Genomic DNA, 21,121 nt, shown 5'->3' with positions numbered 1-21,121 from the left:
GCCTGTTTTCCAGACCGTTGTGACTGCTTACTTTTTCATAATGGGATTGATCTTCTCTTCCAGCGATTTCACGATATCCGCAGGCTGTGCTGTTTGACCGAATAATTGATCGAAGCCAGCCAAAACCGCGCTATCGATTTTTTGCCACTCTACATGTCCTGGCTGTAAATGCGCCTTAGGCATTTCGTCGATGACCGCTTGCTTGATGTGGGCAGGGTCGGGATTGCCTGGCACATTCAAAAACGGATCGGAGTTTAAAACAGACAAGCGCGGCGGTACAAAGTAAGTCGAGGTCTCCTGGACCCCCTGTTCACTGGCAAGAAACTTGAGGAATAGCTTGGTCTCTTCCAAATGCCTCGTTCCTTTGAAGATCGAATAGCCTGCCTGACCGAGCATCGGTGCCGATCCTTTGGAACCCGCTGGCATGGGGGCAATGTCCCACTTGAAGTCCTTGATCGTACGTGCCTTCGAAACGTAGCTATACACATCAAAGAACATTCCGATTTTGCCGGATTCAAAGCTGACCTGCTCACCCGCCTTCGGATGCGAGCCATCTGTAAACATCATCCGTTGGAGCATGCTGAACGTCTCCACTCCGTATTGGTCATTCCACGTAAACTGATTCATGTCTTTGTCAAACGGTCCGCTGCCATTTGACCAGGAATAGGAGGAAAGGATGATCCATGTTTTCCAATCGCGGAAGAAGTTGGCCCCGTAGATTTTACTCGCTCCGGTTCCGCTGGAGAGGGTCTTGGCCGACTTCTCGAATTCCTCCCATGTCCATTTTCCTTCCTTCGCCAGATCGTTCGGGGATTTCAAGCCTGCCTTGTCAAACAAGTCTTTGTTGTAAAACATCACAGTTGGCGGCGTAGAGAACGGCAGTCCGTACAATTTGTCGTCCTTTTGGAACAGCTCCAAGGTCGACGGAATGAAGTCGTCCATTTTAAAAGCCGCGTCGCTTTTCACATCCGATACATCTTCCAGTATTCCGTTTTCCATAAACTGCGGAACCATCCGCTCAGACACCCATCCGATATCCGGCAGCTCCTGACCCGCTGCGAGAACCGTCACCTTTTGCTGGTAATCCGGGAAAGGCACAGATTCCAGCTTCACCTTAATCGTCGGGTTCGCCTGCGTGAATTTTTCGCTGAGCTTCGTATACAGGTCCAGATGTGCTTGATTGCCCCATGTCAAAAGCGTAATCTCGACAGGCTCCTTCTTGCCTGTTGCCGAATCTCCGGGTGTGGTCGCAGTATTGCTGCACCCGAATGTAAACGCTGTCAATACGGTAGACAATGCCAAAAGGATTGCCTTTTTCATGGCGTACCTCCTTATCTATTTTCCGTATCACCAGTATAAAATTAATTGAATAGTAAGATAAATCACGCAAAATTTAGATTTGGTATGAGATTTAAAGATCTTCTCTGCCTGCGAGATCTCGGTAGCTACCCGGTGTCAGCCCGACTTCCTTTTTAAACACAATCATGAAATGCTTCGCGCTCTGATAGCCCACTAATCTGGCGATATCATACACCTTTAGACTCGTCTCCTGTAACAACTGCTTCGCCCGCTTCATCCTCGACTGTGTGATGTAGTCAGAGACGTTCTCCCCTGTCTCGGCCTTGAACAATTGGCTCAAATAAATCGGGTTCAAATGAACAGATTCCGCCAGCGTCTGAAGTCTCAGATCGCCGTCCAGATGATCGTGAATGAATGCTTTTACCTTGCGAATAATTTGCCTTTCTTCTCTGTGGCCAACGTCAGCGCTGCTTTCTTCTTCCCGAGCGTTCTTTTTGCGATCCAGTGCTTGTCTGATTTTCGAGAGCGTGCTCACCAGCTCTAAACGGTCAATCGGCTTCAAGAGATAGTCGGAGACCTTGTACTTCAATGCTTTCTGTGCGTAGTGAAAATCACCATAGCCACTAATAATCACGATAGGCAGCTCCTCGTACATCTCCCGTATTTTCCCGATCAGCGCCAAACCGTCTACTTCCCTCATGCGGATATCCGTCACAATCAAGTCAGGCATTTCCGTACGCAAAAAATGCAGAGCTTCCTTCCCGTTCTCCGCCTCTGCCATGATGGCAAATCCAGACGTTCCTTTTTCAATTAACATTCTCAAGCCTTCCCGAATCATTCTCTCATCTTCCACGAGCAATACTTTGTACATGGCGTGATTCTCCTTTCTCGTACCCAATGGGAAGCTTCATCGTGATTTGGGTGCCTTGCTCCAGGCTGCTCGCGATGGCAAGCCCGTACTCATCCCCGAATAATAAGGTCAGCCGCTGGGAAATGTTTCGCAATGCTGTCCCATTATGTGAGCTGACTGCCACCTCATGCTGCTGCATAGGAGTACGCAGGCCTGCGAGCAGCCGACGCAATTCGTGTTCGGACATTCCCTTTCCATTGTCCTTCACGCTGATGAACATCACCTTCTCTTCGCACCACGCCGCAAGCCAAATCGTCCCCCCCTTTTCCTGATGCTCCATCCCGTGTGTAATCGCATTTTCAATCAAGGGCTGCAACAGCAGCTTGGGGATACGCTGATCCAGGAGCGTTTCCTCCACATCCATATACACGTGCAGACGATCTCCCAGGCGAATCTTTTGAATACGGACGTACGATTCGAGCGATACCATTTCCTGTGCCAGCGTCACGAGGCCATCCTCCCGAACGACCGTATAACGCATGAGTTTTCCGAGCGAAGAGACCATGTCCGACACATCGTAATTGCCAGAGCGAATGGCCATCATATTGATCGATTCGAGTGTATTGTAAATAAAATGCGGATTGATCTGGCTCTGTAGGGCAGCCAGCTCCGCCTCCCGCTCACGCAAGCTGCTGAGATAGACCTCATTGACCAGACGATTGATCTCCTCGACCATCTGGTTAAATTGCTCGCTCAGCTTCCCGATCTCGTCTTGCGAATCGACAGGGACGCGTTCATGAAAGTTCCCCCGCTTTACTTGCAACATTTTTTCTTTCAATTGAACGAGCGGCTTGCTAAGCGAATAGGAAAAATAAATCGCGAGTCCACCCGCGACAAGCAGAAACATCGCCGCAATCAGCATCGTAAAGCTGCGCAAGCTATTGGATTCTGCGAGCAGGATATCAAGCGGAATCAAACTCATCACCACAAGCCCCGTCTCGTTCGATTGATGATCCACGAAGAGATAGCGTTGTCCATGGATGATCATCTGGTTGGCATCCTCACGATGTAGCCCATCTGTTTCTCGCAGCAAAGTACGATAGCCCGGCGAACCCTCGCTCTCTCTCTTTTCATAAAACAGCTCGTTGCCCTCATTTACGATGATCAAGCTCCCGTCCTTGGTAAAAGGCATATCGGATAAAATCTGGTCAAACATGTCCATTTTCATGTCGATCTTAATGATGCCCAGCGGCACTTTTGTATAGGGATCTCGCAGTAAACGAGCTACAGACACATAGCGCTCCGAAGAGGAATCCAAATAATAGCCGGGTCGATGCTGTGGGATACTCACGGCTGCCCCCTGCCCCTTGATCACGCGCGAATACCATCCCTCTTCTGTCAGATTCCCCTTACTCTTCATGACCGAAGGGTCCAGATTGGAAAAAATCATGCCGTTTCCCGCGATGATTTGAATTCCTTTTACCTCTGGCCGACTGTACGAAAGGCTGGATATGTACAGCGTCATCTTCTCCCTTTTTTCCATCGACAAAAATGAAGTGGCCGACGTATTCGTACGTATATCTTTTAAAATGGACAGGACTTCTGGATCGTAGAGCGGCATGAGTGATAGACGCTTCATCTCCCTTATATTGCGCTCCAGATTGCGATTGATCTGCCCCACAATCTGCCCTGTATATTCAGCGGTTCTCGATTCAGTAGAGTCCGAGAACTTGCTGTATGTGATGATTCCTTGCAAGCTTAGCGGGACCGCGATCAGACAGAGAAAGAGAGTAAGAATTTTCGCCCGAAGCGTACCTTGCCAAAATAATGTCGAGACTTTACTCGCCAGGGTGTTCATGATTGCCCCCTTGCATTTATTTGAATAATCAGTTTTTATCCCACAAAAAAATCCGCCAGGTCAAATCCTGACAGTCATCGCCACTCAATCTATTTCGATTCCCATGTAAATGCAATCGTAGAATGTATCCTCAATCAAGAATTCCCTCGTCAAAACACCGATTTCTTTGAAGCCTAGCTTCTTGTACAACCGAATTGCAGATTCGTTGTCTGAACGGACCTTCAGGTTTATTTTTCGTATCACATTTGAATGCTTGGCCCACTCCAATAGGGATTCCAATAGCAGTCTCCCAATACCCGAGCCCCAAAACTCTTGCAAGACACTAATCCCAAATTCCCCAGCATGCCGCGGCCTCCCAGCATCGGAAACATTTGTATACTATTAAAACAGAAAAACGGACGCCTGTTAACGTCCGTTTCTGTCCTGTACGACTATTTGATTGTTTTATAGTAGAGGACGGTATCATGCAAGCTGCCGTCTGCTGACCGGGCAAACTCCGGGATGCGTCCTGCTTCCTGATAGCCCATTGACTGATATAACTGGTTGGACAAATCACCGGCTCGGGTATCCAAAACGAGGAGGCTGCGGTTTTCAGCAAGTGCTCTCGCCTCTGCCAGCAGCATCAGCCCACGGCCAATTCCTTGTCGCTGCGCTGTAGGATGAACCATGAGCTTAGCAATTTCGGCCCGATGCAATCCGTTTGGTCGGCTCACCAAATGCAATTGGATGGTTCCAACGATGACATCTTCCTGTACAGCCACCCATATTTTCACATGCTCATTCGGCACCGCAGACCAGTAGGCGTGTGCTTCTTCGAGCTGTAAGGGCGGCAAAAAGCCGATGGATGCTCCATCTTCTACGACATCCACCAGCAATTGGGACAGCTGACGCATTTCTTCCTCTGAAAACTCGCTTTTTTCCTGATAACATAGTGCTACCTTCATGAGAGCTCCTCCAAATTGTTTTTAAGGTCGATAACCGTACATACTGAAGACAAACAGCAAGCATAAGTAAATGATAGCAGCGGGTACAATGGTAAGGGAAATCAAAAACCGTTTCTTCACACTGCTGGCCTTTCTGAACAACCAAAAGTATATGAACAGCAGGATGAAAAGAAATGGGACAAAATAAAAGCCGAGCATGAATCCTACCCAATCCGAGTTGGTCTCCCAAAACTGCTCTGGTACTGGCAGGCGATGATAATCGCTATAAATCTGTTCTTTTCGCGAGATAAAAATGTATGAAAGCACGAGGTAGTAACCGAAGATAACGAATTTCAGCCAAGGTTTGATCTGTTTCGCGGCCAGTGTTATGGAAAAAATAATGCCTAATATAAACCATAAAGCCATGTATTCCATCGTGATCCCTCCTACGAAGGATTATAAGGATGGTATCTTCTGGAGATAAGTACCAACATTTTTTGGTACCTCACCCTCACGTGATTGCAAGAGTCGACAAAATTTGGAATACTCCCTATAATAGACTTGTCAAACAACATGGTTTGCGAGTTTCTTAAGTAAATAAAGCTCACTACCTGTAGGAGATGATCACGATAACGTACGCTCTATCGTTCTTTCTGTCGTTTTGTATCGTTATGGTGCTGATTCCGCCACTGGGCAAATTGGCATTCCGCCTTGATTTTGTGGACAAGCCTCGTAAAGACGTAGAAAGAAAAATTCATCGGGAGCCTATCCCATTAACAGCCAGCTATGCTATCTTCGTCGGATTTGCTGCGTCGTTCCTTCTATTCTCGAAAGAGTCGACTGGGCAAACGCTCGCTGTTCTGTCAGGATCACTATTGTTGCTTATCATCGGTACCATTGATGATTGGTACAAGACACAAGGCAAGGATTTTTCCGCCCTGCCCAAGCTGATCGTTCAAGTATCGGCCGCCGTGATTGTCTACATGTCGGGCATTACATTTTCCGGCTTTTACAATCCATTGAGTGGCGAATATATTTTGCTCCCGGAATGGTTGCAGTTCATCCTCACCATCCTGTGGATTTTCGGGGTAACGACTGTCATCAATTTTTCGGATGGCATGGACGGCTTGGCTGGAGGGCTTTCTGCAATCTCCGCAGGCACACTCTTTGTCGTCGCCGTGGTCAAAGGGCAAAGCACATCTGCGATTATGGCCATCAGTCTGATCGGTGTTGCCTTGGCTTATCTGCGGTACAACAAACCGCCCGCCAAAATTTTCATGGGAGATGCAGGCGCGACTTTTCTCGGCTTTATTTTGGCCGTCATTGCATTGGATGGTGCCTTTAAGCAGGCAACGGTACTCTCCTTGTTCATTCCGATTTTGGCACTCGGAGTACCGATTTTCGATAACCTGTTTGTGGTGACCAAGCGCTTCCTGCAAGGGAAACCGATTTACCAAGCAGATGCCAGCCAGGTTCATTATCGCTTGCTGCGCTCCGGACTCAATCCGAAGCAGGTCGTCACCTTCCTGTGCTTGATCAGTGTCTGCTTCAGTCTGACATCGATTATCCTGCTCCTGCTGGGAGTATAGGTCATAACGAAAAAATGCCGCTCGGGCTCATGTCCCTGCGGCATTTTTTATAGGCTTACACGAAGGCTCTCTTCGCTGTTGTGGTGGTCTGAACCGACTGAAAGCCTGTCCGTTCATACAAGGCAATGGCAGGCGTGTTGTGCGTACCTGTGACGAGGTATGGCTGCTGGCCTTTTTCCAGCGTTCGGTTCACAAAAAAACGAACAAGCTCCTTCCCGTAGCCTTTTCCTTGATGCACGGGATCTACGAACACATCGTAGACTTCGCCATGTCCTGTGATGATCAAGGACCCTACGAATACGCCCTCATGCTCGAATAAGTAAATATCCTCTCGCATTTCGTTCAGCAGCCATTTCTTCCATGCGTCCATCGTTTTCTCTGGATAGTCTGCCAATCGATATGGCTGAAGATCGATGCCTTTGCGCACCTCAAAGTAAGCGTCACTTTGCGCTTGGATGTACCTATCCATATCAGGCTCCGTGAATTTTCTCACTTGGAGTGTCGGCTCAGGTCCGATCTCGCCTTTGTATGTCATCAGATGATGTCCCCAGATTGGGGAAAAACCACGCTTGGCAAAAAAATCAGCGCCTTGCTCTTGGTCAATGCGAAAGGTAGCCATGACCGCCGTCGGCTTCTCCTCGTGCTTGGAGAGCTCCATCCAAATCTTATCGAATAGCTGAGAGCCGATTCCTCGCTTTCGATAGTCAGGTCGTGTGTAGACGTATAATTCGGCGGTTCCGTCTTCGCCGGAGGAGTTCAAATCATACGTGCCACAGCCTATCATTTGACCGTCTTCCTCCCAGATGTATACTGTCGCTTTATCCACAAGATCGGCAATCTCTTCCGTCCTCCAAAGCATGCCTTCGCCAATCATCGTTACGATTGTCTCTTTGTCTGTTGATTGTGCTTCTCGTATCATCCAGGCACTCCTCCGTTCTCTCCCATTAGCTCTGCTGGACGGTTGCTGCCTCTGCCGCTTTTTCCAGCTGCTTGCGATGCTGCAGGCAAGCCTCGCATCTTCTGCTTTTTCTCCCGAAAGCTGTGTAGTATTTGCTTTTTTTACAAGATCGGCACGTAATGTACAACGAGCTCGACAGATTGTAGTTCTCTTCTGGTGTGTTTGTTTTCAGGTGTACCGTCTTGTTGTACTTGATGAGCAAATGAGCCGTATGGATGGCATCGACCAAGGCAGAGTGCAGCCTGCCTTCCTGAATGATCCCTGCCGTGTCGATCGCTTCCTTGAGGCTCATCTGTTTGCGATCAGCCAAGAGCATGCTAATAGGTGGTTGGATATCGTTGTAGTTGCGCATCCAGTTGAAGTCCAGACCAAATCTGGCACAATGCTCGATCATCAACCGCTTGTCGTCTTGCCCCCAAGTGCACAAGTAGTATTCAGAATCGGTGCCGATCCACTTCATAAATTCTGTAAATGCTTTTTGAAACGGGATAAAGGTCGGCATGTTCTCTTTATCGAGACCGATGAACTTGCGCGTTCTCTCCGTTATTCTGCGTTCAATAGCTGGAAAGGTGTAGCGTTGAAATGTATCGACCTCCACCCCATTTTTTCCGGGCACGACTTTTGCCGCTCCGATTTCAATAATTTCCGGGATCTTGTCTCTTTGATGAGTCAGTGTCGTTTCAAGGTCAAAAACAATGATCTGCAAGCGTAATCACATCCTGTATGTATTGTCTCTATTATGGCTTGTATCGGGTAAAGAAAGCAAAACAAAGAAAAGCGGTTGCCTCTTTGGCAACCACCTGCTCAAAATTCCTTACTCGGGGGATTCTTACCCTTGTTCGTCGACTTCGCTTGGCAATTATGCGGATTGCCTCGTCAACTGGCGCAACCCGTAGCTCATCCTCGCTATTTGCGCTGACTCATCCCGGAAAAATTCGATCCAGAGGATAGAGTCTCTTCTTTGGAAAACGAAGCTGTCCCTTTGTACCGGAATGAGCGGATAGGAGAGACCATCCACCTCTACATACAGCTTGCCTTCCCTTTTCTCAATCGAGGCGCTCACCCATTCCTGCGAAGAATAGTGACCCTCGTATTCAGAATGCTGCTCTTCTGTGAGTTCGTACGGGTCATACGTATACAACGGGGCGTCAGCCGGTCTGGTAAAATAGCTGTTCAAAAAGCCAAGAACCAACTCTCGAACCGCTACACCATCGAGATTGACGAGAATCACACCCGTCATTCCTTGATCCGGTATCGAAAAAATGTGAGAGCTGATTCCCTTCAGCGAACCACCATGCTCTACCAGCAAGCCATCCGGGAAGGCAGGGGAGACCATTAGTCCGTAGCCGTAAGAGCGATGCCCGTCAACACGAGCAAAAGGAGTGAGCATCTGCCCGACACTATCCGCAGTCAAAACAGGTGTCGGCTTCCTGTCAGCCCCCAGGCGAAATACTTCCAAGTAAGCGAGTAGATCATTCACGGTTGATTTGAGGAAACCTGCTGCTCGCATGGCAGGAGCATCATGCCAGATGGGCGCGGCAATGATTTGGTTTTCGTCGTCGATTTTTTTGGTGGTATACAGGATCGTGACATCTTCCTTGTCTGCCAATTCATCCACAGAGAAAACTGTTCTGTTCATACCCAGCGGCTGCAAAATATGCGTCGTCACGTATTCTTCGTACGTCTGGTTGCTGACCCGCTCAATAATCGTCCCGAGAAGCCCGTATGCATCATTATTGTAGCTAAAGGCATCCCCTGGCTCCGAGAGCGGCGTCCCTTCGAATCCGGCTATGGCTTCCATGACATCCTCGTACGTATCCAAATAAGGAACCGTCTTCAGTTCGTCCTCTGCCTTGGTTCCGATGACTGCCGGATCATTCTCCATACTCCGTCTCATCGCACCGTCTAAGTACGGCATGGGCGCTATTCCTGGCGTATGTGTCATGAAGTGATGAATCGTCATGCGTGCAGTCAGCTCGTGGTCACCCGCACGAAACTCAGGCAAGTACTTTACGACCGGATCGTGGATAGATAGCTTGCCTGCTTCCTGCAGCTGCATAATCGCAAAGCAGGTAAACGATTTGGTGATGGATGCGATGCCAAACACGGTATCGAGGGAAAGCGGTAGCCCAAGTTCCCTGTCGCGATAGCCGAACGTTCCCTCGTACAAAAGCTCTCCGTCACGAGCAACTGCAATGGCCGCGCCCGGAGCCTTCGCCTCGTCGAGTAACCGCTGTGCATACTCCTCGAACTGTTCCTTCCATTCCGTCATTGTTATCAGCTCCCCACCGCTTGATCGTAAATCGCTTTTGCCACACGGGCGATGGTTAACTGTGCCGCTTCTGTGTCGGTCACGCTACGCGATAGGGCGGTTATGGCAATCATTCCTTTTCCTTCGGGCAAGTAAATGATTCCGGCATCATTGACAACAGCATTGACGGTCCCTGTCTTATGCGCGACTTTTGTTCCTTCTGGCAACAAGTACGGTAGACGACTGTTGTAATGCTGACGGAGCAGGATGTCTTGCATGAGCTCGCAGGAAGCCACTGTCAGTATTTCTTTTCGCGCGATCATGATCAGGAGACGGTTCAGCTCGGCAGGTGTCGCTACGTTATTATCAAGAGTAGGTATCGAAACATCGTGGATCAATTCATAATTACCTGAATCTTCTCTTCGCATGAATTCATCAAAGCCTGCCTGAGATGGTGCTGGTTCGTTCATGCCGACACAGTGATTGAGCAGCTCCCAACACGTATGCCGCAAATGAATTTGCGTAAGCCCCAGCTCATGCATGTGTTCATTTACTTTGTCAATGCCACCGATCAGTTCGAGGATTTGGTCTGTCGCGTAATTATCGCTGAGAATCGTCATCAGTGTCGCCAAGTCTTTTACCGTCAAGGCCGCTCCCGCATCCAGCTCTTGTAAAATACCAGACCCTGGCACACGATCCTCCCACTTCAGTGTCACTCGCTGGTCAAGACGGATTCGTCCTGCCTCCACCTCGCGCATCAAGGTAACCATGATGGGGATTTTGAATGCGCTCGCCAGTTGAAACAGCTCTTCATCCAAATGCCCAGCTGCCTCTCCAGACTCCAGATGTACGGCTGCTATCCCAAAAATACCAGGTGCGTCTTTGAGCACGTCTTCTACTGCTTGTTGCCATGTCATGAAAATTCCTCCCCCATCGCCGCGAAATGGCCAACACATGGATGATCGTGTCGGCCCTCTCATTATGCGCTATTTTTCTTTGTATCCCCACTTGAAGTCGATGTAGCCCAACGGATCGACCGTGATGCCCTTTACCTTTTCATTTTGTACCCATGAATTGACGCTGGAGTACACACCTGTTACCGGCATTTCTTCCATCAGGATGCTCTCTGCTTCGATCAAATACTGATTGCGCTTCGCCTCATCTGGCTCGGCGTACGCCTTTTTCACCAGATCCACGTATTTCTCGCTAAACCAGAAGGTAGAGTTGTTGGAGCTGTACTTCTCCATCATCAGCTCCAGGAAGTTGACGGAATCGTTGTAATCTCCCGTCCAGCCTGTTCGAGAAATCATGTACTTCCCTTGCTCCTGATCATCGAACATTACCTTTAATTCTTTGTTGATCAGCTTGACGTCTACACCCAATGCTTGTTTCCATTGGGCTTGCAGTGCTTCGGCAATCTTCTTGTTGAGGTCGGAGGTGTTGTAGAGATAGGTAATTTCGGGCAGCTGGGTGATGCCCATTTCCTTCATTCCTTCTGCCAATAACTGTTTCGCCGTCTCCACGTCATTATCCTTGAAATATCCCTCTGGCTTCAGAGAGGCGGAAAGTGGCACGAAGCCCATCAGCGGAGTCTGTCCTGCTTGACCGATGTTTTCTGCGATGTCATTGCGGTTGATCGCATAGGCAAACGCTTTGCGGATTTTGCTATTCGTAAATGGCGGCTTCTCCGTCTGGAATAAGAGATAGTAGTTGGTGGCACGTTGCATCGTTTGCAGCTTGCCTTCGTCGCGCAATGGTCCGATTGCATCCGCAGGCAGACCGCTAATCGGACCACCAGCCCAATCCAGCTCGCCGCTATTGAACAGCTCCAGCTCGGTATTCGTGTCTTCAATCATGGAAAACTCGATTTCGTTAAACTTCACGACGTCTTTTTCCCAATAGTGCTCGTTTTTGGCCAGCTCGATCTTGTTTTTATGCTCCCAATTCACCAGCTTGAACGGTCCGTTGGTCACGATCGACTCCGGCTTTTTCGCCCAATCCGGATTGGCCTCTACCACCTTTTGATGGACAGGATAGTAGAAGGTCGCAAGTGTCAGGAAGTAAGGGGTAGGGTTTTCCAAGGTGACTTGCAAAGTCTTGGCATCGACGACCTTGATTCCGACATCCTCTGCCTTCGCCTTCCCTTCGTAAAATGCGCGGGCATTTTTGATCGGATAGTACTTGTAGGCAGAGCCACTAGCTGTCTTCGGATCGAGCACGCGCATCCAGGCAAAAGCGAAGTCTTGAGCCGTAACCGTGTCCCCATTGCTCCACTTGCTGTCGCGCAATGTAAAGGTGTACACTTTTTTGTCCTCAGATACTTGAATGTCCGATGCAACGGAATTAACTGGCTTGCCATCCTTGTCCAATCGAACGAGCCCGTCGTACAGCGAACGAATGAAAGCACCGGAAATGACATCGTTGGACATACCCGAGTCGAGTGTTTCAGGCTCGGCGGCGTTCATGTGCAAAACCTGGGCTGCAGCCGGCTGTGCAGGAGCCTGCTGTGCTGGTGCTGGTTGCTGCTGAGTGTCTGGAGCCGATTGTGTTGGCGTGTTTCCGCTGCTACAGCCTGCAAATAGTCCCGTAAGCAAAACGAAGAGACTTGTAATGACAACTGGTCTTTTCATGCTGTACCCCCCTGTTTGAGTCGGATAACCGATTATTGAATAAATATTCTGCAAATTTTGTGCCATTCGTATTTTCGGCTGTTCTTTTCCTGATTTTATTCAGCGTTGAATACTTTTACCCGAGTTGATCCGACAAGCTTCTACCGTTAGTCTCTGTCACGCAAAACAGAAGTATTCATGATTGAATACTTCTATTCATCCGCGCATATTGGGGCTGTATCCTCTAGCTGATGGCTGGCTCATACATGGAAACTGCATCACATGACCTCCGGCAGAAAACGATCGGGACATGCTTTTGCTTGGCCAGCTTCTTCATATTTTTGCTCAGGCTGTGACTGACGAAGTTAATAAAGACAAGAACGAGCTCTGTATCAGAAGGAATCGTCGCTTTCACATCGGATTTTTTGCGTCCAGATACGTGATATACATTCTGAAACCCTTTGTTCTGCAACAAGCTCTCGATTTCTGCTACCCGATCTCCTCCCACCACAAGAACGCCTGCCATATGAAATTCCTCCTCTCATTTTTTGCGAGCTCTATCTATTATTTTTCCGTACGAGCCTGGTGGAGCTTTGCCTCTTGCTTATCCGTCGGAATTCTGTACTTTTCCGTTCGTTCAATCTGCACCACTTGAGAATCGTGAACCACAATATGTATGGAGCCGTATTCCAAACCGTCCAGTGCACGCGCGATTTTCTCTAATAAAAGTTCATCCAAGGAAATCTCTTTCTTTGCCATGGGGCTCTCCCTCCTGTTCGAGAAAAATTTAATACACATTATTCCGACCTTTTTAGTGTGTTTAATATTCTGATAATACCTCTTGATCCCCATTACTGTCAATATTAAACAGTTCGACGATCAAGAGGCTCTTCTTGCTTACATCATCATCAACTCATTTTTTAAAGGAAGACGAAAGCTCCGTGCAGCTATTCGCGCCTTTTATGCCAAATGACAGGCGACGTATCTGTCGTTGCCAACCTCGCGAAAAGCGGGCACTTCCAGTCGGCAAATGTCTTGCGCAAACGGGCAGCGCGTGTGGAATTTACAACCTGACGGCGGATTGGACGGGCTGGGCATGTCTCCCTGCAAAACGATGCGTTCGCGCTTTCTCTTCGGTATCGGGAGAGGGACAGACGAAAGCAATGCTTTGGTGTACGGATGAAGTGGCTCCAAAAACAATTCATCCCGAGGCGCCAGCTCCACCAATGATCCCAAATACATGACGCCGATCCTTGTGCACAAGTGCTCCACCACACTCAAATCATGCGAAATAAACAGGTACGTCAGCTGCCTTTGCTCTTGCAGCTGGGCAAATAAATTGATGATCTGGGCTTGGATCGACACATCCAGAGCTGATACCGGTTCATCAGCGACGATGAAATCCGGGTTCAGCATAATGGCCCGTGCAATCCCGATCCGTTGGCGCTGACCGCCCGAGAACTCATGCGGATACCGATCGATATGATACGGTGCCAGTCCGCATAACGCCATGACCTCCAAGACTCTTTCCCTTACCTCCGCAGGCGGGAGCAGGCCGTGATCAAGAAGTGCTTCCCCCAGTGCTTCTCCGATTCGCACGCGCGGATTCAGCGAGCTGTACGGATCTTGAAAAATATATTGCATCCGCGGGCGCAATGCACGTAGCTCTTGTCGATTCAACGCATGCACATCGATTCCCTGAAAGCGGACTTCGCCAGCTGTCTTTTCCATAAGGCGCAGGATGGTTCGGCCTGTCGTGCTTTTCCCGCTGCCGGACTCCCCGACCAGTCCGAACGTCTCGCCTTTTTTGATGGAAAAGCTAACATCATCGACCGCTTTGACATGACCAATGGTCCTGCCCAAAAACCCTCCCGTAATCGGGTAGTATTTTTTCAGTTGGCGCACTTCCAACAAATTACTGTCCACGGGCAATCTCCTCCTCATACAGCCAGCATGCGACCTTCCTGCCGTCTCCTCCATCGCGCAAAGGGGGCTGCTTCACCCTGCATATGTCCAAGCATTGATCGCAGCGGTCATGAAAATAGCAGGATTCTCTGAGTGTCGTCGGATTCGGTACTTGGCCTGGGATTGAATACAGCTTGGCTTTGCGCTGATTCAGCACGGGCTTGGAGCGAAGCAAGCCTTGTGTATACGGATGCTTTGGTGCTTCGAACAGCTCGACGACAGGAGACACCTCGACCACTTTTCCCGCGTACATCACGACGACATGATCTGCCATCTCCGCAACGACACCGAGATCGTGCGTGATGAAAAGAATGGCTGTCTGAGCTTCCTCCTTGATCTTGCGCAGCAGATCGAGAATTTGCGCCTGAATCGTCACATCCAAAGCAGTCGTTGGCTCATCCGCAATCAGTAGGCGCGGATTACAAGAGATGGCAATGGCAATCATAATGCGCTGCAGCATGCCTCCGCTCAATTCATGGGGGTATGATTTGGCTATTTCTTTTGCCCGCGGGATTCCGACCAGCTCAATCAGCTCGATGGCTCTTGCTTGTGCTGTTTTTTTGCTTAGGCCTTGATGCTCGATAATGGGCTCCATGATCTGCTCACCGATGGTCAACACCGGATTGAGAGAGGACATCGGCTCCTGAAAAATCATTGCCAGCTCATTACCGCGGAGCTTGCGCATTTCTTCCTTGCTCACTTTTCGCAGATCGCGTCCAGCAAACCATATCTCACCCGAGACGATGTTGCCAACTGCCTCGGGAATCAGTCCCATCAATGACATGGCTGCCGCGCTCTTGCCGCAGCCCGACTCGCCTACGATGCATACGGTCTCTCCTTCATGCACACGCAGATTGAGGGCATCGACTGCTTTTACCACGCCTTGTTCGGACTTGAAGTAGGTGCTTAAGTTTTGGATTTCGACTAAAGCATTCATGCTTGGCTCACCTGCCTTTTTGATGTATGGAAAGTATCTGTAGTGGAGAGGGAGAAGTGATTTCCAGTCTACGCTTCAACCTACGCCCCGCAAGGGGTAGCACTGGCCGCTTCGAAAAAAATGGCGGGAGCGCTTCAAACGTAGAAGTTTCGGTGAAGTATTTCATAAGTGAAGCTGAAATTCCCCGCCATTTTTTTCGAAGCTGGGATGGGCTCCAGAGGCGCTTGGACTGGAAATCACTTCTCCCTGCGCAGCTTCAGTATCCTCATGTGAGTGGATTCAAAATGGTAAAAACACTTAAAATACCCCCATCAACGCTTCTGCTTCGGGTCCAAAACATCTCGCAGTCCATCCCCCAACAGATTGATCGAGATGACGGTAGCGAAAATAGCGATACCCGGAGGGACCCATAGCCACGGTCTTTTCTGAAAATCGATCAGTGTGTTCGCCGCATCCATCATGTTGCCCCATGTGGGCGTGGGTGGGACGACACCGAGTCCGAAGTACGATAATACGGATTCACTGAGGATAGCTCCACCGACGTTTAAGGTTGCTACCACGATCAAGAGGGGGGTCAGATTGGGCAGCAAATGAAAGAACAGCTTGCGTCTGTCGCGCAGACCGAGTACTTCCGCTGCTTGCATGAATTCACTTTCGCGCAAGGTCAGCATCTGACTTCGGACCATTCGCGCCAGGCCGGGCCAGCCTATTAGGCTCAGCATGACCATGACGATGTAGATACGATAATCAGTCGGAATTTTCCACTCGGAGAGGACTGCGCCCATAATAAACAAGAGCGGCAAACCTGGAATGGTCATCAGTACATCCGCTACTCGCATGATCACTTGATCGACCCACCCGCGGTAAAAGCCAGCCAATGCGCCGAGAAGGGCACCGATCGAAACTGAAAGCACCATGGAGGCGATCCCTACCGTCAAGGATATTCGACCAGCCTGCATCATCCGTGTCAAAATGTCCCTGCCCAGATTGTCTGTCCCGAGCCAATGCGAAAGGCTTGGCGGCTTGTTGATCATCGCCGTATTAATCTTGCCGGATGCGTACGGAGAAAAAAACGGACCGATGAAGCATACCGCTGCCATGACGAGTAAAAACACGAGTCCGAACATAGCCAGACGCTTCTTTTTCAGTCGCAAAAACGCCTCGTGCCACAAGGACGAACGGGATGCTACCTGGTCTGGTCTCGTCACCTCCGCTACTTCACTTACCGTTGTTGCCATCGTTTTCCCTCCTATTTCAGCCGAACCCGCGGGTCAGCCACTCTGTACAGCAAATCAGCAGACAAATTCCCGATGACGGTGAGAATCGCCAGGAACATCGTAAAGCCCATCAATAACGGGTAGTCCCGTACAGAAAAAGCCTGCATGTACAACTGTCCAACACCGGGCCAGTTAAAGATTTTTTCCGTGATGATCGCCCCACCGAACAATGCTGGCAGCTCGAAGCCTAGCAGTGTGATGGCAGGCAGGAGTGCATTGCGCAGGGCGTGCTTGTGCAGAACGACCTTTTCCTTCAGCCCTTTCGCTCGGGCTGTACGCACGAAGTCTTGTTGAATAACCTCCAGCATGTTCGTTCGAAAATAGCGAGTCAGCGTCCCCACACTTAGCAGCGTCAGAACTGCCACAGGCAAAAACATGTGCTGGACCACGTCCCACGCATAAGCGAGGCCAGTTTCCTTGCTGCCGATCGTCATCATGCCCCCTGCGGGAAACAGCTTGGCATCGACAGCGAACAATTTGATAAAAAGGAGTCCTACGAAAAAGACAGGCAACGACATCGCGGCAAAAACGCCGATGGTCACGAGCGCATCGAACCAGGAATGCTGCCTGGCAGCAGACAGTACACCAATCGAGATTGCGATGAGCCATGTAAAAAAGGTAGAAGTAATCGCCAGTAAAAACGAGTTCCAAATGTAATCGTTCAACAGCGACATCACAGGCTGCTGGTATTGCAGGGAATAACCAAAATCGCCACTGAGGGCGTTTTTCATCCAGATGAAATAGCGTTCGACGACAGGCTTATCCAGACCGTACATCGCCTTTAGCTCCAGCTTGCGTTCGGCTGTCAGCTTGGGGCTCGTATCAACGAAATCTCCTGGTGTTAGGGCGTACAGGAAAAAAATCAAAATGGATGCGCCGAAGAGCGTCAACGCCATGTAAAAAACCCTTTTCAGGAAGTAGGACGTCATCGTTGGCCTCCTTTCATGCTTGGGGAAAAAAGAAAGCCCAGCCCCAGGGCCGGGCACAACTCTCGATAGGTCAGTTACTCGGTCTGGCTACTCGATTTTAATACCAGGCAGGCTAGTTGAAATGCCCGTGAACGGATTCGGCTCCAAGCCCTTGATCTTGCCGTTATGCGCAGACAAAATTTTGCGGTAGCCGAGGAAGATGTACGGCGGATCATCGCTCAGCTCTTTGTACAGGTCTTTGTAGATTGCTTTGCGTTTCTCCATATCCAGCGTGGATAGACCCGCATCAAGCAATTCGTCAACTTTGTCGTTGGAATAGCCATTCGTTCCGGTAAATCCGCTCTTGCCTTTTTTCGTCGAGAAGGCCTCTACACCGTCGTCCGGATCGACTAGCATCGTAGTCGAGAACGAAGCGAGATCATGGTCGCCTTTTTCCGTACGGGCCAACACAGCGTTGTAGTCCATCATTTCCGCTTCAAACTGGATGCCCAGCTCTTTGTAGTTCTCTTTGGCAATCGGGATCAGAACCTCTCCCAGCTTTCCTTTGGTTGTGTAGTAATGCACGATCAGCTTTTGCCCGTCTTTTTCGCGGATGCCATCTGCTCCCGGCTTCCAGCCAGCTTCATCCAGCAGTTGCTTTGCCTTTTCCGGGTTGTATGCGTACGGATTGACATCCTCGGTATACGCCCACGAAACAGGGCTGATCGGTACATTGGCAACTTGCGCGTATCCTTGATAGGTCAGGTCCAGAATCTTTTGGCGATCCAGTCCGTAGATGAAGGCTTGGCGGACACGCTTGTCTTTGAAAAATGGCTTGGAATGATTGAACTTGATGTACGAATAGGCACTGGATGTGTACAAATTGATATTCACGTACCCCAGCTCTTGCAGCTGCTCAATGTTATCCGAGTTGACAGTAAAGGAGTTGTAATCCATTTCGCCTGTCTGGATAAACTGCAAGGCATCGCCCTCTGTCGTCTTGTAGATAAAGTGCTCGACTTGCGGCTTGCCCGCGTAATAATGCTCGTTTGCGAGATAGCGGACTTCTTGACCAGGGATGTACGCCTCGAACTTGTAAGGTCCAGCCCCCAGTGGCTTGCCGTGCAAGGTGCGCAGATACTCCAGATCGCCCGGCTTGTATTCCTTGCCGTAGTAGGCTTTGGAGAGCACCTGCCCGCCTAGCAGAATGAGCGATTTGGCGTTGACCTTCTCCGTCGTGATCTGGATCGTCTGTGGATCAATTACCTTGATTCCTTCGATCGTGCTCGCTTTGCCTTCCTTATAGGCACGACCGCCTTTGATGCTTGCTACGAAAATGTCCGTTTCGCCATCGTACGTCTTGTCGTGCAGGATCGTCAGCGTAAAGGCTACATCCTCTGCTGTCAGCGGTGAACCATCACTGAATTTCAGATTCGGTCTCAGGTGGAACGTATACGTGAGCTGGTCTTGTGATACGTCCCATTTTTCCGCGAGCTTGGGCACTGGCTTTCCTGTCGCATCCACATCCACCAGCGATTCAAAAATAGCAGAGGAGACGTTACCATCATAGCCATTGTGGTAAAAAAACGGGTTAAACACGCCACCGGGCTCCGTCAGTCCCGCGATAAACGTATCGGTTCTTTTGGCGGCTGCTTCCGGCAGCTTGGATAAATCCGTAGCCAAATTGATGCCGTCCTTTATGTCTTGAACCTTGCTGGCAGCAGGTGCTGGTGTTTCAGTCGATGGCGTCGCCGTTTGTGTCGAGGTAGTCGGCGAACTGCTCTCGGAGCTGCACCCTGTGACCAACATAGTCCCTAAGAGCAATGTTGAGATGATTTGCGAAAGCCTTTTTTTCATGGTGATCCTCCTTCATATCCACGTAGGTCAGTGAAAGCTTCAGTTCCTCCGGTGGTCCGGTCGGATACAAAAGAAATACTTATAATTCTTACCTGTTTAGTATGAATTAGATTATAGGCATCGACACCGAATCGGTCAACAATTTTTTCCAAAAGAAAAAAGCCCCGATTATTCGAGGCCCTTGTAAGTGGCATGTCTTTTATACGGAATGCCCAGCTTTTCGCACGCTTGCATCGCGAATTGGGAATGTCGCTCACGCATGGTTTTCTCTGTACTTTTTTCCAATCCCCAATAAGACAAATTCGAAGCAGGTCGCAGTGCCGCACACAAATCCCAGTACGGGAGATGTGTGTAATCCAGTGTCTTCATGGCTGCTTGATAGTGAAGCGTAAAATCATTCATGGCCCCAACTCCAAATGCCCAGAGAATCTCCAGTCTCGCATTCCCGAGATCAGATAAGGGGTCTCCGATCGCAGCATCCTCCCAGTCGATGACAGCAGCCAACTGACCTTCCTTCCACATCGTATTTCCCGGCCAGAAATCGCCATGCAAAAGAGTGGCTGAATTCGACGATGGCAGCGGCCAAACGGACTCCAACACCTCGCGAATGAGTCCCTCATCCAAGGATTTGTCCAAGTTGGCAGGTCTTTTGCGCAGCTTTTCGGCTATCGCTTCCTCCTGGTTCGGCAAAATAGTACCCGCAAGCAAACAAGTGTCCACTTCATGGATGCGAGTCAGCACCGCCGCTATTTGTTGCAGGTAGCTGGACAAGTGATCTGGAGCCTCTGTCTGTCCTTCGATGAATTCGATGACAACACACGGCGCGGGAAACAATTCGCCGGATCGTTCGAGATGATAGGGCATCGGAGTCGGCAAGCCTGCGGATTTTAGTATTTGCAAAAGTTTGAATTCGTCTGACGCGATCTGCGGATTTCGCTTGAGATCTGCCTGACCGTGCTCGCGTACGACTACTTTTTTCTTTGCGCCACAGGGACTCTCCATTTCTAACGCAGTGACTTGCGCGGAGATTCCGCCTTTTAGCTCCCATACACGAAGGAGCTTGTCTGACGGGTTCATGTTATGTACCAGGCGCGTCCATTTCTCATCCATCGTTTTTCCCCCTTGTTGCATCGCTGTCAGACGGTTGGTACAGCCCCACTCTCATCATTTCCAGATACGTTTCTAATTCCGTGAAAAACAATTTTACATGTGTGAAGCCTTTATCGCTGGCGTCGTAGTTTTCACGAACGTACTTTTGCGTCAGTGCCTCTACCGCTGACAGCATAAAATGCAGCGCCTTTTTGTGATCGAACTGTGCTCTGATGAAGGTCGTATCGACTTGATCGAGAAACAAGGGAATATATCGGGCATTGAACTGCGCTTCTCTGTCTTCGATCTCAGTCCGACATTCCTCGGGATAGTCGAAAAAGGTCGCAACTGCCATTTGATAAACAGCAGGTTCCTCGGCAAAGAGTGCCATCTTCGCTTGATTGACATGAAGAAATCGCTCAAAAAAGTCATGCGGCGCCACTTCCATTCGCGCCTGTATATACGCAAAAAAATGCTCGATACAAGCATCTACAATCGCAAGAAACAGTCCCTTTTTGCTCCCGAAAAAGTGGAACAGCATCCCCTTTGATACGCCTGCGTTATGGACGATTTGATTAGTCGAGCCCCGCTCATAGCCTTTTGTGGAAAATTCAATAAGTGCTGCTTCCAACAGCTTTCGCTTGTTCGGCTCCAGCGGATCTGCCTGCCAGATTCCTTTTATGTCCATCACCTTCTCTCCACGTTCTTCTTTTCCCTATCTTAACGCATATTGACCAGGTGGTCAAAGTGC

Annotated in this window: 20 protein-coding genes and 1 pseudogene; 1 reads left to right on the top strand and 20 read right to left on the bottom strand. The window is 49.6% G+C overall.

What is annotated here, in order from left to right; translation table 11 throughout:
- Positions 1-27: 27 nt before the first annotated feature.
- The 6 genes and pseudogenes from AB1L17_RS17905 to AB1L17_RS17880 form a co-directional block, all read right to left on the bottom strand.
- On the bottom strand, positions 28-1,320 hold the full coding sequence (locus tag AB1L17_RS17905) for an ABC transporter substrate-binding protein (RefSeq protein WP_412845864.1): 1,293 nt from the start codon (positions 1,318-1,320) through the stop codon (positions 28-30).
- A 91-nt stretch (positions 1,321-1,411) separates the two neighbouring features.
- Entirely contained in the window at positions 1,412-2,170 is a 759-nt protein-coding gene (locus AB1L17_RS17900; RefSeq protein ID WP_412845865.1) for a response regulator transcription factor, read from the bottom strand.
- Positions 2,142-4,007 carry a cache domain-containing sensor histidine kinase gene (locus tag AB1L17_RS17895; RefSeq protein WP_412845866.1) on the bottom strand — a complete coding sequence of 622 codons (1,866 nt, stop codon included), beginning with the start codon at positions 4,005-4,007 and terminating at the stop codon, positions 2,142-2,144. Before AB1L17_RS17895 ends, AB1L17_RS17900 begins: the two co-directional genes overlap by 29 nt.
- Before the next feature lie 84 nt (positions 4,008-4,091).
- Positions 4,092-4,364, bottom strand: a pseudogene (locus tag AB1L17_RS17890) (GNAT family N-acetyltransferase); the annotation flags it as partial.
- Between the two features lie 74 nt (positions 4,365-4,438).
- On the bottom strand, positions 4,439-4,951 hold the full coding sequence (locus AB1L17_RS17885) for a GNAT family N-acetyltransferase (protein ID WP_412845867.1): 513 nt from the start codon (positions 4,949-4,951) through the stop codon (positions 4,439-4,441).
- Positions 4,952-4,972: 21 nt separating this feature from the next.
- Complete coding sequence (locus AB1L17_RS17880; protein ID WP_412845868.1) at positions 4,973-5,365, bottom strand: hypothetical protein; 393 nt, start codon at positions 5,363-5,365, stop codon at positions 4,973-4,975.
- A 185-nt stretch (positions 5,366-5,550) separates the two neighbouring features.
- Here AB1L17_RS17880 and AB1L17_RS17875 point away from each other — a divergent pair, with 185 nt between their 5' ends.
- Complete coding sequence (locus tag AB1L17_RS17875; protein ID WP_412845869.1) at positions 5,551-6,519, top strand: MraY family glycosyltransferase; 969 nt, start codon at positions 5,551-5,553, stop codon at positions 6,517-6,519.
- A 55-nt stretch (positions 6,520-6,574) separates the two neighbouring features.
- On the opposite strand, the gene AB1L17_RS17870 is transcribed toward AB1L17_RS17875, so the two are convergent.
- From AB1L17_RS17870 to AB1L17_RS17805, 14 genes are all read right to left on the bottom strand, one after another.
- Positions 6,575-7,438 carry a GNAT family N-acetyltransferase gene (locus tag AB1L17_RS17870; RefSeq protein WP_412845870.1) on the bottom strand — a complete coding sequence of 288 codons (864 nt, stop codon included), beginning with the start codon at positions 7,436-7,438 and terminating at the stop codon, positions 6,575-6,577.
- A 25-nt stretch (positions 7,439-7,463) separates the two neighbouring features.
- Positions 7,464-8,183, bottom strand: a complete 720-nt coding sequence (locus AB1L17_RS17865; RefSeq protein ID WP_412845871.1) for a 3'-5' exonuclease — start codon at positions 8,181-8,183, stop codon at positions 7,464-7,466.
- Between the two features lie 153 nt (positions 8,184-8,336).
- A complete protein-coding gene (locus AB1L17_RS17860) occupies positions 8,337-9,749 on the bottom strand; it encodes a serine hydrolase domain-containing protein (protein ID WP_412845872.1) in 1,413 nt (470 codons plus the stop codon).
- A gap of 5 nt (positions 9,750-9,754) precedes the next feature.
- A complete protein-coding gene (locus AB1L17_RS17855; RefSeq protein ID WP_412845873.1) occupies positions 9,755-10,645 on the bottom strand; it encodes a serine hydrolase in 891 nt (296 codons plus the stop codon).
- Between the two features lie 69 nt (positions 10,646-10,714).
- Positions 10,715-12,358, bottom strand: a complete 1,644-nt coding sequence (locus AB1L17_RS17850; protein ID WP_412845874.1) for a peptide ABC transporter substrate-binding protein — start codon at positions 12,356-12,358, stop codon at positions 10,715-10,717.
- Positions 12,359-12,581: 223 nt separating this feature from the next.
- A complete protein-coding gene (locus tag AB1L17_RS17845; protein WP_412845875.1) occupies positions 12,582-12,863 on the bottom strand; it encodes a DUF2325 domain-containing protein in 282 nt (93 codons plus the stop codon).
- A gap of 38 nt (positions 12,864-12,901) precedes the next feature.
- A complete protein-coding gene (locus tag AB1L17_RS17840) occupies positions 12,902-13,096 on the bottom strand; it encodes a YezD family protein (protein WP_412845876.1) in 195 nt (64 codons plus the stop codon).
- 201 nt (positions 13,097-13,297) lie between these two features.
- Positions 13,298-14,263, bottom strand: coding sequence for an ABC transporter ATP-binding protein (locus AB1L17_RS17835; protein WP_412845877.1), 966 nt, complete (start codon positions 14,261-14,263; stop codon positions 13,298-13,300).
- Positions 14,253-15,239 (bottom strand): ABC transporter ATP-binding protein, encoded by a 987-nt coding sequence (locus AB1L17_RS17830; protein WP_412845878.1) that lies wholly within the window; start codon positions 15,237-15,239, stop codon positions 14,253-14,255. The genes AB1L17_RS17835 and AB1L17_RS17830 overlap by 11 nt, the downstream gene beginning before the upstream one ends.
- 311 nt (positions 15,240-15,550) lie before the next feature.
- Positions 15,551-16,477, bottom strand: a complete 927-nt coding sequence (gene opp4C / locus AB1L17_RS17825; RefSeq protein ID WP_412845879.1) for an oligopeptide ABC transporter permease — start codon at positions 16,475-16,477, stop codon at positions 15,551-15,553.
- Positions 16,478-16,488: 11 nt separating this feature from the next.
- Positions 16,489-17,445 carry an ABC transporter permease gene (locus tag AB1L17_RS17820; protein ID WP_412845880.1) on the bottom strand — a complete coding sequence of 319 codons (957 nt, stop codon included), beginning with the start codon at positions 17,443-17,445 and terminating at the stop codon, positions 16,489-16,491.
- 87 nt (positions 17,446-17,532) lie between these two features.
- The gene (locus tag AB1L17_RS17815; protein ID WP_412845881.1) at positions 17,533-19,281 is read right to left on the bottom strand and encodes an ABC transporter substrate-binding protein; all 1,749 of its coding nucleotides are present in this window, start codon (positions 19,279-19,281) and stop codon (positions 17,533-17,535) included.
- A gap of 168 nt (positions 19,282-19,449) precedes the next feature.
- Positions 19,450-20,391, bottom strand: a complete 942-nt coding sequence (locus AB1L17_RS17810) for a phosphotransferase family protein (protein WP_412845882.1) — start codon at positions 20,389-20,391, stop codon at positions 19,450-19,452.
- A complete protein-coding gene (locus tag AB1L17_RS17805) occupies positions 20,384-21,058 on the bottom strand; it encodes a TetR/AcrR family transcriptional regulator (RefSeq protein WP_412845883.1) in 675 nt (224 codons plus the stop codon). The genes AB1L17_RS17810 and AB1L17_RS17805 overlap by 8 nt, the downstream gene beginning before the upstream one ends.
- Between the last annotated feature and the right edge of the window lie 63 nt (positions 21,059-21,121).

Source organism: Brevibacillus jepli (assembly GCF_047229145.1).
Classification (GTDB): domain Bacteria; phylum Bacillota; class Bacilli; order Brevibacillales; family Brevibacillaceae; genus Brevibacillus.
Note: the sequence above shows the minus strand (reverse complement) of the source record. Positions and strands in the feature narration are given on the sequence as shown.

Bases quoted from the DNA above. Each gene is read 5' to 3' on its own strand.
- AB1L17_RS17905 (WP_412845864.1), bottom strand. From the start codon at position 1,320: ATGAAAAAGGCAATCCTTTTGGCATTGTCTACCGTATTGACAGCGTTT.
- AB1L17_RS17900 (WP_412845865.1), bottom strand. From the start codon at position 2,170: ATGTACAAAGTATTGCTCGTGGAAGATGAGAGAATGATTCGGGAAGGC.
- AB1L17_RS17895 (WP_412845866.1), bottom strand. From the start codon at position 4,007: ATGAACACCCTGGCGAGTAAAGTCTCGACATTATTTTGGCAAGGTACG.
- AB1L17_RS17885 (WP_412845867.1), bottom strand. From the start codon at position 4,951: ATGAAGGTAGCACTATGTTATCAGGAAAAAAGCGAGTTTTCAGAGGAA.
- AB1L17_RS17880 (WP_412845868.1), bottom strand. From the start codon at position 5,365: ATGGAATACATGGCTTTATGGTTTATATTAGGCATTATTTTTTCCATA.
- AB1L17_RS17875 (WP_412845869.1), top strand. From the start codon at position 5,551: ATGATCACGATAACGTACGCTCTATCGTTCTTTCTGTCGTTTTGTATC.
- AB1L17_RS17870 (WP_412845870.1), bottom strand. From the start codon at position 7,438: ATGATACGAGAAGCACAATCAACAGACAAAGAGACAATCGTAACGATG.
- AB1L17_RS17860 (WP_412845872.1), bottom strand. From the start codon at position 9,749: ATGACGGAATGGAAGGAACAGTTCGAGGAGTATGCACAGCGGTTACTC.
- AB1L17_RS17855 (WP_412845873.1), bottom strand. From the start codon at position 10,645: ATGACATGGCAACAAGCAGTAGAAGACGTGCTCAAAGACGCACCTGGT.
- AB1L17_RS17850 (WP_412845874.1), bottom strand. From the start codon at position 12,358: ATGAAAAGACCAGTTGTCATTACAAGTCTCTTCGTTTTGCTTACGGGA.
- AB1L17_RS17845 (WP_412845875.1), bottom strand. From the start codon at position 12,863: ATGGCAGGCGTTCTTGTGGTGGGAGGAGATCGGGTAGCAGAAATCGAG.
- AB1L17_RS17840 (WP_412845876.1), bottom strand. From the start codon at position 13,096: ATGGCAAAGAAAGAGATTTCCTTGGATGAACTTTTATTAGAGAAAATC.
- AB1L17_RS17830 (WP_412845878.1), bottom strand. From the start codon at position 15,239: ATGAATGCTTTAGTCGAAATCCAAAACTTAAGCACCTACTTCAAGTCC.
- opp4C (WP_412845879.1), bottom strand. From the start codon at position 16,477: ATGGCAACAACGGTAAGTGAAGTAGCGGAGGTGACGAGACCAGACCAG.
- AB1L17_RS17820 (WP_412845880.1), bottom strand. From the start codon at position 17,445: ATGACGTCCTACTTCCTGAAAAGGGTTTTTTACATGGCGTTGACGCTC.
- AB1L17_RS17815 (WP_412845881.1), bottom strand. From the start codon at position 19,281: ATGAAAAAAAGGCTTTCGCAAATCATCTCAACATTGCTCTTAGGGACT.
- AB1L17_RS17810 (WP_412845882.1), bottom strand. From the start codon at position 20,391: ATGGATGAGAAATGGACGCGCCTGGTACATAACATGAACCCGTCAGAC.
- AB1L17_RS17805 (WP_412845883.1), bottom strand. From the start codon at position 21,058: ATGGACATAAAAGGAATCTGGCAGGCAGATCCGCTGGAGCCGAACAAG.